The sequence below is a fragment of the Pseudomonas putida genome, from assembly GCA_041071465.1.
In the GTDB taxonomy this organism is placed as follows: domain Bacteria; phylum Pseudomonadota; class Gammaproteobacteria; order Pseudomonadales; family Pseudomonadaceae; genus Aquipseudomonas; species Aquipseudomonas putida_P.
The window spans coordinates 1,002,970-1,020,151 of sequence record CP163498.1; the positions used below are offsets into that span (position 1 = coordinate 1,002,970).

Annotated in this window: 15 protein-coding genes; 8 read left to right on the forward strand and 7 right to left on the reverse strand. The window is 61.5% G+C overall.

From position 1 onward, the window contains the following. Positions 1-216 precede the first annotated feature (216 nt). On the reverse strand, positions 217-1,092 hold the full coding sequence (pcaR, locus tag AB5975_04635; GenBank protein XDR21195.1) for a pca regulon transcriptional regulator PcaR: 876 nt from the start codon (positions 1,090-1,092) through the stop codon (positions 217-219). 474 nt (positions 1,093-1,566) lie between these two features. On the opposite strand from pcaR, the gene AB5975_04640 reads away from it, so the two are divergent. Continuing rightward, positions 1,567-1,767, forward strand: coding sequence for a hypothetical protein (locus AB5975_04640; GenBank protein ID XDR21196.1), 201 nt, complete (start codon positions 1,567-1,569; stop codon positions 1,765-1,767). 314 nt (positions 1,768-2,081) lie between these two features. After that, the gene (locus AB5975_04645) at positions 2,082-3,554 is read left to right on the forward strand and encodes an inorganic phosphate transporter (GenBank protein ID XDR21197.1); all 1,473 of its coding nucleotides are present in this window, start codon (positions 2,082-2,084) and stop codon (positions 3,552-3,554) included. Between the two features lie 95 nt (positions 3,555-3,649). On the opposite strand, the gene AB5975_04650 is transcribed toward AB5975_04645, so the two are convergent. Next, entirely contained in the window at positions 3,650-5,125 is a 1,476-nt protein-coding gene (locus AB5975_04650) for a DUF853 domain-containing protein (protein ID XDR21198.1), read from the reverse strand. Positions 5,126-5,293: 168 nt separating this feature from the next. Here AB5975_04650 and AB5975_04655 point away from each other — a divergent pair, with 168 nt between their 5' ends. The 4 genes from AB5975_04655 (at position 5,294) to AB5975_04670 (ending at position 10,257) form a co-directional block, all read left to right on the forward strand. Then, the gene (locus AB5975_04655) at positions 5,294-7,168 is read left to right on the forward strand and encodes a methyl-accepting chemotaxis protein (GenBank protein ID XDR21199.1); all 1,875 of its coding nucleotides are present in this window, start codon (positions 5,294-5,296) and stop codon (positions 7,166-7,168) included. A gap of 221 nt (positions 7,169-7,389) precedes the next feature. After that, a complete protein-coding gene (locus AB5975_04660) occupies positions 7,390-8,511 on the forward strand; it encodes a glycosyltransferase family 4 protein (GenBank protein XDR21200.1) in 1,122 nt (373 codons plus the stop codon). Further along, entirely contained in the window at positions 8,504-9,268 is a 765-nt protein-coding gene (locus AB5975_04665) for a DUF2334 domain-containing protein (GenBank protein XDR21201.1), read from the forward strand. The genes AB5975_04660 and AB5975_04665 overlap by 8 nt, the downstream gene beginning before the upstream one ends. Next, on the forward strand, positions 9,265-10,257 hold the full coding sequence (locus AB5975_04670; GenBank protein XDR21202.1) for a lysylphosphatidylglycerol synthase transmembrane domain-containing protein: 993 nt from the start codon (positions 9,265-9,267) through the stop codon (positions 10,255-10,257). Before AB5975_04665 ends, AB5975_04670 begins: the two co-directional genes overlap by 4 nt. A 205-nt stretch (positions 10,258-10,462) precedes the next feature. Here the strand turns inward: AB5975_04670 and purU are convergent, their stop codons facing one another. Then, complete coding sequence (purU, locus tag AB5975_04675; protein ID XDR21203.1) at positions 10,463-11,314, reverse strand: formyltetrahydrofolate deformylase; 852 nt, start codon at positions 11,312-11,314, stop codon at positions 10,463-10,465. A gap of 271 nt (positions 11,315-11,585) precedes the next feature. Here purU and mvaT point away from each other — a divergent pair, with 271 nt between their 5' ends. Further along, positions 11,586-11,963 (forward strand): histone-like nucleoid-structuring protein MvaT, encoded by a 378-nt coding sequence (gene mvaT, locus AB5975_04680; protein XDR21204.1) that lies wholly within the window; start codon positions 11,586-11,588, stop codon positions 11,961-11,963. 72 nt (positions 11,964-12,035) lie between these two features. Here mvaT and sbcB read toward each other — a convergent pair whose 3' ends face one another. From sbcB to AB5975_04695, 3 genes are all read right to left on the reverse strand, one after another. Next, positions 12,036-13,469 (reverse strand): exodeoxyribonuclease I, encoded by a 1,434-nt coding sequence (gene sbcB / locus AB5975_04685; GenBank protein XDR21205.1) that lies wholly within the window; start codon positions 13,467-13,469, stop codon positions 12,036-12,038. Positions 13,470-13,526: 57 nt separating this feature from the next. After that, positions 13,527-13,886 carry a PilZ domain-containing protein gene (locus AB5975_04690; protein XDR21206.1) on the reverse strand — a complete coding sequence of 120 codons (360 nt, stop codon included), beginning with the start codon at positions 13,884-13,886 and terminating at the stop codon, positions 13,527-13,529. A 123-nt stretch (positions 13,887-14,009) separates the two neighbouring features. Next, positions 14,010-14,396: a tol-pal system YbgF family protein gene (locus AB5975_04695; protein ID XDR21207.1), complete on the reverse strand. Its 387-nt coding sequence runs from the start codon at positions 14,394-14,396 to the stop codon at positions 14,010-14,012. Positions 14,397-14,575: 179 nt separating this feature from the next. Here AB5975_04695 and pyk point away from each other — a divergent pair, with 179 nt between their 5' ends. After that, positions 14,576-16,030, forward strand: a complete 1,455-nt coding sequence (gene pyk, locus AB5975_04700; protein ID XDR21208.1) for a pyruvate kinase — start codon at positions 14,576-14,578, stop codon at positions 16,028-16,030. Positions 16,031-16,071: 41 nt separating this feature from the next. On the opposite strand, the gene AB5975_04705 is transcribed toward pyk, so the two are convergent. Beyond that, entirely contained in the window at positions 16,072-16,992 is a 921-nt protein-coding gene (locus AB5975_04705) for an iron-sulfur-binding ferredoxin reductase (GenBank protein ID XDR21209.1), read from the reverse strand. Positions 16,993-17,182: the final 190 nt, after the last annotated feature.

Here is a 17,182-nt window from a genome sequence, read left to right on the forward strand (position 1 = left end):
TACTGCGTGCGGGTGCGGCCGCAGCAGCGAGGTGACAGTATTCATGGGTAAGTGCCTCTTATGTTTTTCTTGTTCGGTCGGCAAGCCGACCGCTGCGAGAAACATTAATCAGCGGGCGTAGGTGAAGCAATTCACCCTGAACGACACTGTGCGTTTATCGCACAAGAAACGGTTTTGCCTGTTCTATTTTGGGGCCGCTTTGCGGCCCCTGCGGCCTCACCCGAACAACTGATGGCAAAGGTCGCGGCTGGCCGCCAGCAGAATCGGCAAGAACCGCTGCTCCAGCTCGCTGCGCGTCACCCGGCCAACATGGGTGCTCACGTTCAATGCCGCCAACACTTGCCCCGAAGCGTCGTAAACCGGCACTGCAATCGAGCGCAACCCCTGCTCCAGCTCCTGGTCCACCACGCACCACCCTTGGGCGCGTACCTGCTGGATGCAGGCAAACAATGACTCTGGGTCATTCAGCGTCCGACTGGTGCGCGCCTTCAGGTCGGCACGGTCCAGGTACTCACGCAGGCTGGTGTCGTCCATGGCCGCCAGCAGAATGCGCCCCATCGACGTGCAATACGCCGGCAAGCGACCGCCCACCGACAGGTCGACCGAAATCAGCCGCTCCACCGTGGCCGAACGCGCTATATAAAGGATGTCGTCACCTTCGAGGGTGGCCATGTTGGCCGCCTCATGCAACTGATCGCTGATGCGGTCCAGGTAGGGTTGGGCAGAAATCGCCAGCGGCGTCGACGACAGGTACGCATGCCCCAGGGTAAGCACTTTGGGCAGCAGCGAATAGGTACGCCCGTCTGTGGTGGCGTAACCGAGCTTGATCAACGTGTGCAGGCAACGGCGCACCGCTGCGCGGGGGATTTCGGTGCGGTGGCTGATCTGGGCGATGGTCAGGTGGCGTTTGCGCTCCTGGAACGCCTGGATCACGGCCAGGCCACGCGCCAGGGAGGTCATGAAGTCCGGATCGCCGGTAAAGGCCTGGATGCGCTTGGCCGGGGAGGCCACGATCGGCGGCGCCATGGCAGCCGAAGCAGGTCGTGCTGCCTCCGGATTGCCGGAATCGTTGCCCAGGGTTTCGTCACTCATCGCACACCTCAAAAAAAACGCCGGTTCGTGCGATTATCGAACAAACGGCCGATAATCGCAATTGACCGCCGACACTTTTGCTTATACCTTTCTCATGCCACTTGTGGCTTCTTTGGAGAGACTGGTCAGGTACCCACCGTAGAAGTCCCAGGCAACGGCCTCGCCTTCCGGCGAGGCCGTTTTTCATTACAGCCGCGCTCCGGCAATGCAGCGAACTTTTATCGGTGATGCCTTTCAAACTTGTACGAAAGGTCCAAACTGATTCCGAACACATCCCAGTACTTGCATCAGCTGATGTCAGGTTTGGTAAATAACGATGTTCGGCAAATTATCGATTGCTATAATCGATTACGCAGGCCCCCACGCTACCGTGGTAATGGAACCTTCCGCTGTATCAAGCCGTTGCGGCCAGCAAGGCATGTGCATGTGCACCATGCATAAAAACAGTCATTACTCTTCATTCAGGTACTGCATGTGACGAAAGATGAACTGCGCGCAGAACTCGAGCGCCAGGCTGAACGTTACAAGGATGTTTACGGTGGCGAAGTCACCACTTACGCCGCACAACCGGATCCAGAACGCAAACCTTGGCGCAAACGTGCCAGCGTGCGTGACCAGTCCTTCAGCCAGGAACTGGAACGCATGGAAAAGGAACTGCGCAGCGACAATCCCTGAGGCTCGGAGCCACGCCCGCGCGTCGTCGCCCGGCCAGCCCGGGCGCGGTCGATTTTTACTGTCCGGCTGATGATGAAATGGAATTACACAAATTTCATACGGCCGTTTGAATAATGGCGAAGCGGATTTTTCTTCGCTTTTATGTCTTTTTTCGCCAGCGTTTGTGCTTTTTAGCCGATTTTCACCTACCCATAGTCCCCGTCAAGCACGGCTCGCGTGCGCCATGAAGATTGCCATCGGTCTGCAGCAGGTGCATCGATTGCCAAGGTTTTCTGGCATAATCCCGCCCCCCTATGACCCGCCAGACAACCTTCATGATCGATTTATTCAGCGGACTGGATGCCTGGGTGTTGGTGAGCCTGCTGCTCGCCTTGACCTTCGTACTCGCCTTCGAGTTCATCAATGGCTTTCATGACACCGCCAACGCGGTAGCTACTGTCATCTATACCAAAGCCATGCCGCCGCACCTCGCCGTGTTCTTCTCCGGCGTGTTCAACTTCCTTGGCGTTCTGCTCGGTGGTGTTGGGGTGGCCTATGCCATCGTGCACCTGCTGCCGGTAGAGCTGCTGATCAATGTGAACACCGGACACGGCCTGGCCATGGTCTTCTCGCTGCTGGCTGCGGCCATCACCTGGAACCTGGGCACTTGGTACTTCGGCATCCCGGCCTCCAGCTCGCACACGCTGATCGGCTCCATTCTCGGTGTCGGCTTGGCCAACGCCCTGATCAACGACATCCCGCTGGGCGACGGCGTCAACTGGCAAAAGGCGATCGACATCGCCATGTCGCTGGTGGTCTCGCCCATGGCCGGCTTCGCCGTTGCCGCCCTGGTGCTGATCGGCCTGAAATGGTGGCGCCCGCTGTCGAAGATGCACAAAACCCCCGAGCAGCGCCGCAAGCTCGACGACAAGAAGCACCCGCCGTTCTGGAACCGCCTGGTCCTGGTGGTTTCCGCCATGGGTGTAAGCTTCGTGCACGGCTCCAACGACGGCCAGAAAGGCATCGGCCTGATCATGCTGGTACTGATCGGTATCGTCCCGGCCAAGTTCGTCCTCGACCTGAACAGCACCACGTACCAGATCGAGCGTACCCGCGACGCTACCCTGCACATGAGCCAGTTCTACCAGCGCAATGCCGCGACCCTGGGCGAATTCCTGGCACTGGGCAAGGCCAAGGCCAGCGACCTGCCGGAGCAGTTCAGCTGCAACCCACAGCAGACCGAACCGACCATCGCCGCACTGCAGTCCTCGTTGCAAGGCGTGACCGACTACCACAGCCTGGACGCCGAGAAGCGCGTCGAAGTGCGTCGCTACCTGCTGTGCCTGGATGACACGGCGAAGAAGGTTGGCAAACTGCCAGGCCTGGAAGCCCGTGAAAAGGCCGACCTTGAGAAACTGCGCAAAGACCTCACCGCCACCACCGAATACGCCCCATTCTGGGTAATCGTGGCCGTCGCCCTGGCCCTGGGCCTTGGCACCATGGTTGGCTGGAAGCGTGTGGTGTTGACCGTTGGCGAGAAGATCGGCAAACAGGGCATGACATACGCCCAAGGTATGTCGGCACAGATCACCGCAGCCTGCGCCATCGGCATGGCCAACGTGTTCGCCCTGCCGGTATCGACCACCCATGTGCTGTCGTCCGGTGTGGCCGGCACCATGGTCGCCAACAAAAGTGGCCTGCAAGGCGGCACCGTGAAGACCATCCTGCTGGCCTGGATCCTGACCCTGCCTGCCTCGATGGGCTTGGCGGCCGGCCTGTTCTGGCTGGCGTCCAAAGCCATTGGCTGACGGACACCGCAATAGAAAAAGGCGCCCAAGGGCGCCTTTTCTATGGCTATTTTCCTGCACTTAGTAGGAGCAGGTCGCCTGCCAGGTGCAGGTCATCACTTTTTCTTGCCGCCGAGCAACGACCCCATCAACCCGCGTACCAACTGCCGCCCCAACTGGTTGGCCGCCTGGCGTACCGCCGACTTGATCGCCTGCCCCGCCGCACTCTGCAAGAACTCACCGGCCTTGTCGGAAAAGCTCTCCTCATCCGCCTTCGGTTGCGGCGCCGGTTCCACCGCCTCGCCCTTGCGCTGGGTCAGCATCTCATAGGCCGACTCACGGTCCACAGGCTTATCATAGCGCCCCGCCAACGGCGAGGCCGCAACCAACGCACTGCGCTCAACTGCACTCAGCGGCCCTATACGTGACTGCGGCGGTGCAACCAGTACCCGCTGCACCATGGCCGGCGTGCCCTTTTCTTCCAGCGTGCCCACCAGCGCCTCGCCAATCCCCAACTCAGTCAACACCGCCAGGGTGTCGAACGCAGGATTGGGGCGGAAGCCATCGGCCACAGCCCGCAGCGCCTTCTGCTCCTTGGCAGTAAACGCCCGCAGACCATGTTGTATGCGCAAACCTAGCTGGGCCAGCACCGCGTCGGGCAAGTCTCCTGGCGACTGGGTGACGAAATACACCCCCACGCCCTTGGAGCGGATGAGCCGCACCACTTGCTCAAGACGGTCCTGCAATGCCTTGGGCGTGCCGTTGAACAGCAAGTGCGCCTCATCGAAGAACAGTGCCAGCACCGGCTTGTCGGCATCGCCGCGCTCGGGCAACTGCTCGAACAACTCGGCCAGCAGCCACAACAGGAACGTCGCATACACTTTGGGTGCTTCGTGCACCAGCCGGCTGGCATCGAGCAAGTGGATGTGGCCACGGCCATCCGGGTCCGGGCGCAGCAAGTCCTCCAACTGCAATGCCGGCTCACCAAACAGCGCCTCCGCTCCCTGTTGCTCAAGGGTTGCGAGCCGGCGCAGCAAGGCCTGAGTGGAGGCCGTGGTCATCAGCGCACTGTCTTCGCCGAGCAGTTGCGGGTTGTCTTTCAGGTGCGCAAGCAGAGCCTTGAGGTCCTTGAGGTCCAGCAGCAGCAGGCCTTCGCGGTCAGCCACCTTGAAGGCTGCATACAGCGCCGCCTGCTGGCTGTCGGTCAGCTCCAGCAAGTTGCCCAGCAGCAGCGGCCCCATTTCACTGAGGGTGGTGCGCAGCGGGTGGCCGGACTGCCCGGCAATGTCCCACAAGCTCACCGGGTAAGCCCGAGGCGTATGCCCCAGCCACGGCATGCCGGCGATGCGCTCGGCCACCTTGCCCTGGGGTGCACCGGCTGCGCCCAGGCCGCAGAGGTCACCTTTGACATCAGCAGCGAACACCGCCACCCCGGCGTCGCTGAACACTTCCGCCAGGTGCTGCAGGGTCACGGTCTTGCCTGTACCGGTTGCGCCCGCCACCAGACCGTGGCGGTTGGCCAGGCGCATTGCTTGCCCGACTGGCTGGCCATCCGGGCCAGCACCTACAACGATGGTCGAAAATTCCGACATCTCTTTAATCCTCTGCTCAAGCTTTAGCTTAATTCGGCCGATACCTGTGGGTGATATTCGCCTTAATAGAGAGGAACAACCGAAAAGGGACTTTTCTGGATGTTGCACTGCCTACCGCTCCACTCGTGCGAACGCCTGATATAAAACCTTAGCGGAACCGATTACGCCATGAACAAAAGCCTTCGTTTCAGCCACAAGATTCTTTTGGCAGCATCACTGATCGTGATACTTGCCTTCAGCCTTTTCACCCTCTACAACGATTACCTCCAGCGTAATGCGATCCGCGAGGACCTGGAAAACTATCTGGCTGAAATGGGCACCTCCACTTCGACCAACATCCGCAACCTGTTCGAAGGCCGCATCAAACTGGTGGAGAACCTGGCACAGAACATTGCCCAGGACCCGACCAACGCCGAAACCCTGATGGGCCAGAATGCGCTGATATCCAGCTTCCTTACCGTGTACCTGGGCAAGGTCGACGGCGGTTTCAGCGTGCGCCCCGACGCGAAGATGCCCGACGGCTATGACCCACGTACCCGTCCCTGGTACAAGGACGGCATGAGCGCCAGCGGCGCAACCCTGACCGAACCGTACATCGACATGACCACCAACAAGATGGTCATCGGTATCCTCAGCAAGGTCTCCAGCAGCGTTGGCGTGGTTGGTGGCGACCTGGCCCTGGACGGCCTGGTGCAGATCATCAACTCGCTGAACTTCGGCGGCATGGGCTATGCCTTCCTGGTCAACGACCAGGGCAAGATCCTGGTGCACCCGGACAAAGACCTGGTGATGAAGTCACTGTCAGACCTGTTCCCGCAGCACACGCCAAAACTGACAGGCGAGCTGACCGAAGTGCAGAGCGATGGCCAGGCCCGCCTGCTGACCTTCACCCCGATCACCGGCTTGCCGTCGGCCAACTGGTACATCGGTTTGTCGGTGGACAAGGACAAGGCCTTCTCGATGCTCAGCACCTTCCGCACCTCGGCGGTGATCGCCACGGTAGTGGCGGTGGTGATCATCATCGGCCTGCTCGGTTTGCTGATTCGCGTGTTGATGCAGCCGCTGCACACCATGACGCGCGCCATGGAAGACATTGCCGAAGGTGAAGGCGACCTGACCAAGCGCCTGCGCATCCACAACCACGACGAATTCGGCATCCTCGGCAACGCCTTCAACCGGTTCGTCGAGCGTATTCACAGCAGCATCCGCGAAGTGTCTTCGGCCACCGAGCAGGTCAACGAAGTGGCCCTGCGGGTCATCAGTGCTTCGAATTCATCGATGACCAACTCCGACGAGCAGTCCAACCGCACCAACAGTGTCGCCGCCGCCATCAACGAGTTGGGCGCCGCCGCTCAGGAAATTGCCGGCAATGCTGCTCAAGCCTCGCAGCACGCCAGTTCCGCGCGCCTGCTGGCCGAAGAGGGCCAGCAAGTGGTCGAGCGCAACATTGCTGCGATGAACCGCCTGTCCGACCTGATCGTCACGTCCAGCGAGCACATCGAAACGCTGAACAGCAAGACCGTGAATATCGGCCAGATCCTCGAAGTGATCACCAGCATCTCCCAGCAGACCAACCTGCTGGCGCTGAACGCCGCCATCGAAGCAGCCCGCGCGGGTGAAGCCGGGCGTGGTTTTGCCGTGGTTGCCGACGAAGTGCGCAACCTGGCGCACCGCACCCAGGAATCGGCGCAGCAGGTGCAGACCATGATCGAAGAGCTGCAGGTCGGTGCCCGCGAGTCGGTCGACACCATGGACCAGAGCCAGCGCCACAGCCAGGACAGCATGCAGATCGCCAACCAGGCCGGTGAGCGGCTGGACAGCGTGACCGTGCGCATTGGCGAGATCGATGGCATGAACCAATCGGTGGCCACTGCCACCGAAGAACAGACCGCCGTGGTCGAGGCGATCAACATGGACATCAACGAGATCAACATGCTCAACCAGGAAGGCGTGGAAAACCTGCAGGCGACCCTGCGCGCGTGCTCCGACCTTGAGCAGCAGGCTGGCCGCCTGAAGCACCTGGTGGGCAGCTTCCGCATCTAAATACAGACCGCACCGCCCTCCCCCACAAGGACAGCACAACCCCGAAGGGTTGCGCCCTACCTGTGGGGGCGGGCGAGCCCGCGAAACAACCAACACCACTCGACGAGCCTGCCCCACCCAACCCCGATCGAACAAACTATCCTTCACACAGGTCAACCTTTAGGCGCGTCATCGCCGGCAAGCCACCGCCGGATGACAGACCCGAAGACGATCCCGGAGGGATGCTGATCGTGCATATCGCCGACATCACCATGTTCTACGCCCCGGCCAGCGGTGGCGTACGTACCTATCTTGATGCCAAACATCACCGTCTCGACGCCATCCACGGCGTACGCCACAGCCTGTTGATCCCCGGCGCCAGCGCCCACCAAGCCGATGGCATCTACCAGGTTCCCGCTCCACCCTTGCCGTTTGGCAAGGGCTATCGTTTTCCTGTACGCCTGGCCCCATGGTGCAATACGCTGCGCACGCTCAAACCCGACCTGATAGAAGTCGGCGACCCCTACCTCACCGCATGGGCCGCGCTGGAGGCCCGGCGCCAACTCGACGTGCCGGTAATCGGTTTCTACCATTCCGACTTGCCGTTGCTGGTGAGCAACCGCATGGGCAACTGGTTCACGCCCAATGTCGAAGCCTATGTCAGCAAGCTGTACGGCAATTTCGACCGGGTACTGGCGCCCAGCCAGGTCATGGCCGACAAATTGCGCCGCCTGGGCGTGCGCGATGTACACGTGCAGCCGCTGGGCGTTGACCTTGCCACGTTCCATCCCGCCCAGCGCGACCCGCACCTGCGCGCCGAACTGGGCATAGCCGACACCAGCCGCCTGTTGATCTACGCCGGCCGCGGCTCGCGGGAAAAGAACCTGCCGGTGCTGCTCGACTGCATGCAGCAACTCGGCCACCCCTACCACCTGCTGCTGGTGGGCTCGAACATGCCGGCCAGCGTGCCTCACAACGTCAGCGTCATCGACCACTTCTGCCCCGCTGCAGAGGTGGCCCGGCTGATGGCCAGTGCCGACCTGCTGGTGCATGCTGGCGACCAGGAAACCTTCGGCCTGGTCATCCTCGAAGCCATGGCCAGCGCCACACCCGTGGTGGCCGTACGCGCAGGTGCGTTCACTGAAATCATCAACGAGCAGTGTGGCCGCCTGTGCACGCCCAACGAGGGTCGGGCGATGGCGATGGCAGTGCGCGAGGCGTTCGAGGCGGGGGTCCGCAAGCTCGGCATGCAGGCCCGTCGTCATGTAGAGCAACATTATTCATGGGATAAGGTGGTGGCGGGCCTGCTACAGCACTACCAAGCCGTGCTCGGCCATCAGCCGCAGGTGCGTGCCCATGCTTGAGCCCTCCTCCAGGCAACGCAGCCTCCTGCTGGTATTGCATGATGTGGCCCCAGAAACCTGGCCGGACTATGCGCCGTTCGTACACGCCGTGGATGCGCTGGGCAACGTGCCCATGACATGGCTGGTGGTCCCTGACTTCCATCGGCGTAATCCGCTGCACCAGGCACCCTCGTTCTGCCGCGTGCTGGACGAACGCCTGGCCAACGGCGACGAGCTGGCGCTGCACGGTTACGCCCATGCCGACGAAGGGCCGGCACCGCGCAGCCCCATCGACTACTTCATGCGGCGCATCTACACGCATGAAGGTGAGTTCTATAGCCTCGATGAGCACGCCGCGCTTACCCGGCTGCAGGATGGCCTGGCGCTGTTCGAGGACCAAGGCTGGCCCGTAGCAGGCTTTGTCGCACCCGCCTGGCTCATGAGCCAGGGCACTCGGCAAGCCTTGCGCCGCCTGCCGCTGAAGTACACCAGCACACCGCAACACCTTTACCGTTTGCCGGACTTCACAGCCATCGATGCGCCAGGCCTGGTCTGGAGTGCCCGGAGCGCATGGCGTCGTACTTTGTCCCGCGCAGTGTGCAACTGGCAATGTCAACGCTGGCAGGACGCGAGCACATTGCGCCTCGGGCTGCACCCTGTGGACATGCGCCACCGCTCATCCCGTGACTATTGGCTGCGAACACTCGAAAGCCTGTTGAAGGACGGCCGCGAGCCGCTGACCAAATCTGCCTGGCTGGAGCGCCAGGTGCCAGCATGAACCGCTGGGCCTGGCTGGCGCTGGCATTGCTGGGTGCAGCGCTGGTGCCCGTGCTGCTGGGTGGTAGCGAGCTGCTGCCAAGGCTAAGCCGGTTCGACCCACAACTGATGCTGTTATTGCTTGGCATGATTTTGTCGTGCTGGCTCATCAACGCATTGCGCCTGCGCTTGTTGCTCGGCGAGCAGGCAAAGCAGTTGAGCCCTGCACGCAGCCTGGGCGTGGTGATGGCCACCGAGTTCGCCATCTGCACCACCCCCGGCGGCAGTGGCGGCCCGTTGACCCTGATGGCCCTGCTGGCGCGCAATCGCATCGGCCCGGCGCGCAGCGCTGCGGTATTCGCCATGGACCAGCTGAACGACCTGGTGTTCTTCTTCTGCGCGATGCTGACGATCGCCGGCTACGCACTGTTCCACAGCCTGGGCCGCAGCCAGGAAAGCATGCTGCTTGGCAGTGCATTACTGCTGTGCACAACGCTGGCCGGTGTGGTCGCGCTGTTGCGCTACCGACGCACGGTAATGCGCATGAACGGCAGGCTGTTGCAGCGCCTGGGCATGGGGCCGCCGCGCAAACGCCGCTGGGCGCGCAAACTGCTGCACTTCATCGCTGCCCTGGCACAGACCTGGCGCCTGCCCAAGCGCACCTTGAGCCTGGTGTTCACCCTCACCTGCGTCCACTGGGGGCTGCGCTACAGCGTGCTGTTCCTGGTGTTGCGGGGGCTGGGGGTAGAGCTGGCGTGGATCCCCAGCTTCCTGGTGCAGATGCTGTCGCTCAGTGCCGGCCAGTTCAGCCTGCTGCCTGGCGGGGCCGGGGCCGCCGAGCTGACTTCGGCCACCTTGCTGACACCCTTGGTGGGCAGCTCGACCGCAGCGGCGGCGATCCTGATATGGCGAGGGGTTACTTACTACTTTTATCTGCTGGCAGGCGGGCCTGTGTTCGTGTGCCTGCTGGCGCGTCCTTTGCTGGAGCGCTGGCGGCGGCAGGCGGGTTGAGCTGTTGCCAGAGTTCGGCGGCGCCTGGGAAGTCGGTGCCGTCGGTTTCGTCCAGGGCTTCGGGGTCGTAACGGGCCAGGCACCCTTCGCCAAGGGTGGGTGGGGGTGAAGCGGTTGGGGCATTGCGCTGCTTGGCCATTAGCGATCCTTTCAAGATTTTTGGGGCCGCTTTGCGGCCCAAAAATCCCACAGGCAACCTGCTGTTTCAGTCAAACACGACAGTCTTGTTGCCATGCACCAGCACGCGGTCTTCCAGGTGATAGCGCAGGCCACGGGCCAGCACCATCTTCTCCACATCACGGCCAAAGCGGACCATGTCCTCGATGCTGTCGGCATGGCTGACACGCACCACGTCCTGCTCGATGATCGGGCCGGCGTCCAGCTCTTCGGTGACGTAGTGGCAAGTCGCACCGATCAGCTTCACGCCACGCAGGGCGGCCTGGTGGTACGGCTTGGCGCCGACGAACGAAGGCAGGAAGCTGTGGTGGATGTTGATGACCTTCTCTGCATAGTCCCGGCACAGTTGCGGCGGCAGGATTTGCATATAGCGGGCCAGTACCACCACGTCGGCGGCGTGCTCCTGCACCAGACGCGACACCTCGGCGAAGGCCGGGGCCTTGTCCTTGGGATCGACCGGCACATGGAAGAACGGAATACCGTGCCACTCGACCATGCTGCGCAAATCATTATGGTTGGAGATCACGCAAGGGATCTCGCAGTCCAGCTCATCGGTGTGCCAGCGGTGCAGCAAGTCTGCCAGGCAGTGAGACTCACGGCTGGCCATCAGTACCACGCGTTTTTTCTGCGCCGAGTCGGTAATGCGCCAGGCCATGGAGAACTCTTCGGCGATTGGCGCAAACGCCTCACGGAAAGCTTCGATACCGAACGGCAGAGATTCAGCGCGGATTTCATGGCGCATGAAGAACCAACCGCTCTGCTCATCGGAGTGGTGGCTGGCTTCGTTGATCCAGCCATTGTACAAGGCCAGGAAATTACTGACTTTCGCCACGATGCCTACACGGTCGGGGCAGGCGATCACCAGACGATAGGTGCGCATGAATGAGACTCCAGAACTTCGCAAAGGCGCCCATTCTAGCGGCACGCCAGCAAAAGCGCAGTATTGATCGCAGCCACGATGGCATATGCAGGCCCAAATCGATGCACGGGCAGCGTCTGGCAGACATGGGCTTTATGTAAAATTTTGTTCACGTTGAGAAATGTTGTCACAGCTTAATTAACAGTTAATGGTCCAATCTTATGTTTACTTGCGAGTATCGCCTGTCTATTATTGCCCCACACATTTCTGAACACGCATTAAGGAACACTCCATGTCCCTGATCAACGAGTACCGCGCTACCGAAGAAGCCATCAAGGAACTTCAGGCCCGCCTGGCCAACCTGTCGCAGGATGACAAGCTGAAGAAAGAACTGGAGTTCGAAGGCAAACTGCGCACACTGATGGGCGAGTACTCCAAGTCGCTGCGCGACGTGATTGCCCTGCTCGACCCAGAGTCGAAACTGAGCAAAGCACCGCGTGGCGCGGTCAAGACTACCGCCACCAAGCGTGCACGTAAGGTCAAGCAATACAAAAACCCGCACAACGGTGAAGTGATCGAAACCAAAGGCGGCAACCACAAAACCCTGAAAGAGTGGAAAGCCACTTGGGGCGGCGATGTGGTTGAAAGCTGGGCAACCCTGCTGGACTGATAGTCCGCATACACCGTTTGCTTCACACAACAAAAACGCCGGCACATTGCCGGCGTTTTTGTTTACCTACCATCAGCCAATTGCAAATTGTGCCTGCAATTGACGGGCATGCACTTGCCAGGCCTCGAGCACTCGCCGGCCCGCCTCGTCGGCCCCCTGCCAGGCTTGCTGGCGCGCCTGTTCAAAGTCGCCCAGGGTATTGGGTGCGCCCCACTGCGGGTCGCTCAGGCGTTGCTGGCAGAAGCCGTACCACCGTTGCCGCTCTTCGCTGGTCAAGGTTTCAGGGAAGTTACGAGCCCGATAACGGAACAACAGCTCCGGCAAACGCGGGTCATCGAACATCCAGTGGCCACGGCTCAACTGCGCCGGTTCCAGCGCACGAACTTGCTCGCATAAACGCCGGTCGCGGTCACCGATAAATCCCTCATACAACTGCTGTTCCGGGTCTTCACTCGGGGCGAACTCATCCTTGCCATAGATGTGTTCCAGCTTGTCTTGCCATTGCGCCTGTTGATTGGCCAACTGTTCACCGCGCGATTGTAACAACGTCAAGTCCAGACCCAACCGTTGTTGATCGGCCGGGCGCAATACCGACAGCGGCGCCAGTACCGGGCAGCGATTGATCTGCACCAATTTGAGCGGTACCGGTAATTCACCTTCGGCCAATTCATCATGACGGGTGTACAAGCGCTGACGCAGAACTTCAGCACTTTCCCGTAGTAACGGTAGGGTTTCATGGTGCAGGTCGCAGACAATCAGCGCATTGCGATTACGCGGGTGCCAGGCCAGTGGCAATACGACACCCAGGTAATTACGCGCCGCAGAAAAACGCCCGGATATATGCACCAGGGGCTGCAACAAACGAATTTGCTCCATCACTTTATGCTTGCTGCGCAACTGGAACAGCCAGTCATACAACTTGGGCTGTTTCTGCCGAATCAGGCGGGCCAGGGCAATGGTTGCCCGCACGTCGGAAAGCGCTTCGTGGGCATGCCCGTGGTCAATGCCATTGGCCTTGCTCAGCAGTTCCAGGCGCAGGCTGGTGCGCCCGTCCTGCTGCGGCCATTGGATGCCATCCGGGCGCAGGGCATAGGCGGTGCGCACGATGTCGATCAGGTCCCAGCGGCTGTTACCGCCCTGCCACTCACGGGCATAGGGGTCGAAAAAATTGCGGTACAAACTGTAGCGGGTCACTTCATCGTCGAAGCGCAGCGTGTTGTAGCCCGCGCCACAGGTGCCCGGCTGCGCCAGTTGTGCGTGCACCTGGGTCATGAACTCGGCTTCGCACAGGCCCTGCTCAGCCAGCAACTGCGGGGTGATGCCGGTTACCAGGCAGGCCGCCGGGTGCGGCAGGATATCGTCCGAGGGCCGGCAATAAAGGCTGATCGGCTCGTCGATTTCGTTGAGGTCGAAGTCAGTGCGCACACCAGCCACCTGCAGCGGCCGATCGCAGCGCGGGTTGATGCCAGTGGTTTCGTAGTCGTGCCAGAAAATGCTGGAGCTCACGGGGTCGTCCTGTATCGAGGTCGACCCGATTCTAGCGCGATTCTAGAAAGCCAAGGTTCAGACGCGAGCGTTGGCGGGGCGGAAACTGAAATACTCGCGCAGCGAGCGCACGAAATCATCGTACTCGCGTGGAGACTGCAGCAGCATGAAGCCCGAATCGTAGTGCCCCGGCGTCTGGTCCTCGCGGCACCACAGGCAACTGGCGGTGAGGTTGACGAACTGGTGCCCGCCGCCAGCCAGTGGCATGCGCAGTTGCAGCTCGTAATCAGGCCCGACCAGCACGGGTAGCTGGCTGATGACCATCAAGCCATCTTCGGAGGCATTGCCCAGCTGACCGAGTTCCTGACCGGTAAAACGGTTGAACACCTTGAGGACGCAAGGCAGTTGATGACGTTCGATGTGGCGCTTGTTGAACATGATCGCGAGTGTATTCCGTACCTGATGCCAGGAATACAAGGTACTGGCGGTTGTTGTAACAGCTGAGTTACAGATTAGCGCAGCGCGCGCAGCAAATCTCGTGAAATAAACCACACCTTGGTGTTAGCGCCAAGGTGCGGTCGTCACCGGGCTGGCCACGGCCGCTTCAACGCCGCGCACATGGCCGAGTTTTTCCAGCGTCTGCAGGCGCGCCTGGGCACGATAGGCGTACTCGTTGCCCGGGTACTGCTGGATCAAGTACTGGTAAGTCTGCGCAGCATCCACGTACAACGCCTGGCGCTCCAGGCACTGGCCGCGCAGCAACGACACCTCGGGGTGGATGAACGGCCGTGCACGGCTGGTGCGGTCAACCTGCGACAACTCGAGCATGACGCGTGCACAATCGCCCCGGTCGTAGGCGCGGTAGGCATTGTTCAGGTGGTGGTCCATCGACCAGCGGGTGCAGCCGACGGCGCTGACGGCCAGGGCTAAAACGATCAGGGCTCGCATGGGGATCTCCTTTGATGCCAGTGTATCGGCGTTTGCCTGCAAATCTTCACACCCTTTTGCAAGGATACCCTGCCCGTTCAAATGCCACCCTGCCTTGGTCGCAGGTAGTGCAACGGAACAATGACTACAGCGAGATTCAGGAGTAGCCTTTCGCTGCGCTTCACTATAGGAGTTTGTGCATGAGCATCCGCCGTACCAAAATCGTCGCCACCCTTGGCCCCGCCAGCAACTCGCCGGAAGTGATCGAACAGCTGATCCTTGCCGGCCTGGACGTGGCACGCCTGAACTTCTCCCACGGCACGCCGGACGAGCACAAGGCCCGCGCGCGCCTGATCCGTGACATCGCCGCCAAGAACGGCCGCCATGTTGCATTGCTGGGCGACCTGCAGGGTCCGAAGATCCGCATCGCCAAGTTCGCCAACAAGCGCATCGAATTGAAGATCGGTGACAAGTTCACCTTCTCCACCGCCCACCCGCTGACCGAAGGCAACCAGGACATCGTCGGTATCGACTACCCCGACCTGGTCAAGGACTGCGGCGTTGGTGACGAGCTGCTGCTCGACGATGGTCGCGTGGTCATGCGCGTCGAAACCGCCACTGCAGACGCCCTGCACTGCGTGGTGATCATCGGTGGCCCGCTGTCGGACCACAAAGGCATCAACCGTAAAGGTGGCGGCCTGACCGCACCGGCCCTGACCGAAAAAGACAAGGCCGACATCAAGCTGGCCGCGGAAATGGACCTGGACTACCTGGCCGTATCCTTCCCACGTGACGCCAGCGACATGGAATACGCGCGCAAGCTGCGTGACGAGTCCGGCGGCAGCGCCTGGCTGGTGGCCAAGATCGAACGCGCCGAAGCGGTTGCCGACGACGAGACCCTCGACAAGCTGATCGCCGCCTCCGACGCAGTGATGGTTGCCCGTGGCGACCTGGGCGTGGAAATCGGCGACGCCGAGCTGATCGCCATCCAGAAGAAGATCATCCAGCACGCCCGCCGCAACAACAAGGCGGTGATCGTGGCGACCCAGATGATGGAGTCGATGATCCAGAACCCGATGCCGACCCGTGCCGAAGTGTCCGACGTGGCCAACGCCGTGCTGGACAACACCGACGCGGTGATGCTGTCGGCCGAAAGCGCCGCTGGTTCCTACCCGATCGAAGCCGTCCAGGCCATGGCCCGCATCTGCCTGGGTGCCGAAAAGCACCCGACCAGCCAGAAGTCCAGCCACCGCCTGCACACCACCTTCGAGCGCTGCGACGAAAGCATCGCCCTGGCGGCCATGTACACCGCCAACCACTTCCCGGGCGTGAAGGCGATCATCGCCCTGACCGAAAGCGGCTACACCCCGCTGATCATGTCGCGCCTGCGTTCGCACGTGCCGATCTTCGCCCTGTCGCCGCACCGCGCTACCCAGGCGCGCGCCAACATGTTCCGTGGCGTGTACCCGATTGCCTTCGACCCGGCTTCGCTGCCGGCCGACAAGGTGAGCCAGGCAGCCGTGGACGAGCTGCTCAAGCGTGGCCTGGTGCAGCAAGGTGACTGGGTGATCCTGACCAAGGGTGACAGCTACCACACCATCGGTGGCACCAACGGCATGAAGATCCTGCATGTCGGTGACCCGCTGGTCGGTTGATCTGCTGCTACAAAGGGGGCCGCTTTGCGGCCCCCTGCTATTCAGGCATGCTCGACAAACACATCAGCAAACACCTGCCCCCGTGGCACCCCGGCAATGAACAGCCGCCGGGCAAAACGCTCCACACTCCCCGGCGCCCCGCACACCAGCGCCACCGTCTGCCGTGACGCCAGCCGCAACCCGGCCAGCGCATCATCCATCTGTTCCGCCAGCACCAACTCGACTTTCACCCCTGGCAACTGCTGCAATGGCTCCGCCAAATAGTGCCCCGCCCGATCCCGTGCCACATGCAACAGCCGAATTTCCCCCCGATGCCCCTGGCGTAGCGCCTCGCGCAAGATGCCCCAGAATGGCGCCAACCCGGTGCCCGCTGCCAACAACCACAGCGGCCGCTCCTGCCAGTCCGGGTCGTAATGCAAAGCCCCCCCTCTCAATTCACCCAGACGCATTTCATCGCCAACCCGTAGACCGCGCGCCTTGTCACAAAAGGCACCAGGGCGCTGGCAGTCGATATGAAACTCAAGTTGATCATCTTCACCTGGCAGGCTGGCCAGGGAATAAGGCCGTGCAACCTCGTCCAGCCACAGCACCACATGCTGACCCGCCTGATAGCGCAACGCACGCTGTGGCTGCAGGCGCAAACGCAGCACATCGCCGAACCAGTCCAGCGCACTGACCTTGGCCGGCACACCGTCGTGCCGAGGGTCGAACAGCACCAGGCGCAGGTCCTCGACCACACGGCACTGACAGGCCAGGCGCCAGCCCTGGGCATGCTTGTCAAGCGCCAGCGCCTCGGGCAAGGCATCCAACGGTTGCCCCGCCAGGCAGTGCACCAGGCAGGCATGGCAACTGCCGGCGCGGCAGCTGTAGGGCACATTCAACCCGGCCTCGTTCAGGGCATCGAGCAGGTTGCTGCCAGTCGGCACCGCCCAACGGTGCTCGCCCACGCAAATTTCGGGCATGTTCGGTACTTCTCCTGCTATCCCAGGCTCACTGTAAGCCAAGCAGAGCACGCCAGCAAAAAGGATGCCTGACCGCTGCCGACCATGGTCCAGACCGGCCGCAGGTGTGTCCGCCACGGATGCGCGCTATACTGCCGCGCCTTTTTCCGTCGGCCTGACCTGCCGGCGCCTTGCAAGGCGCTTCGACATG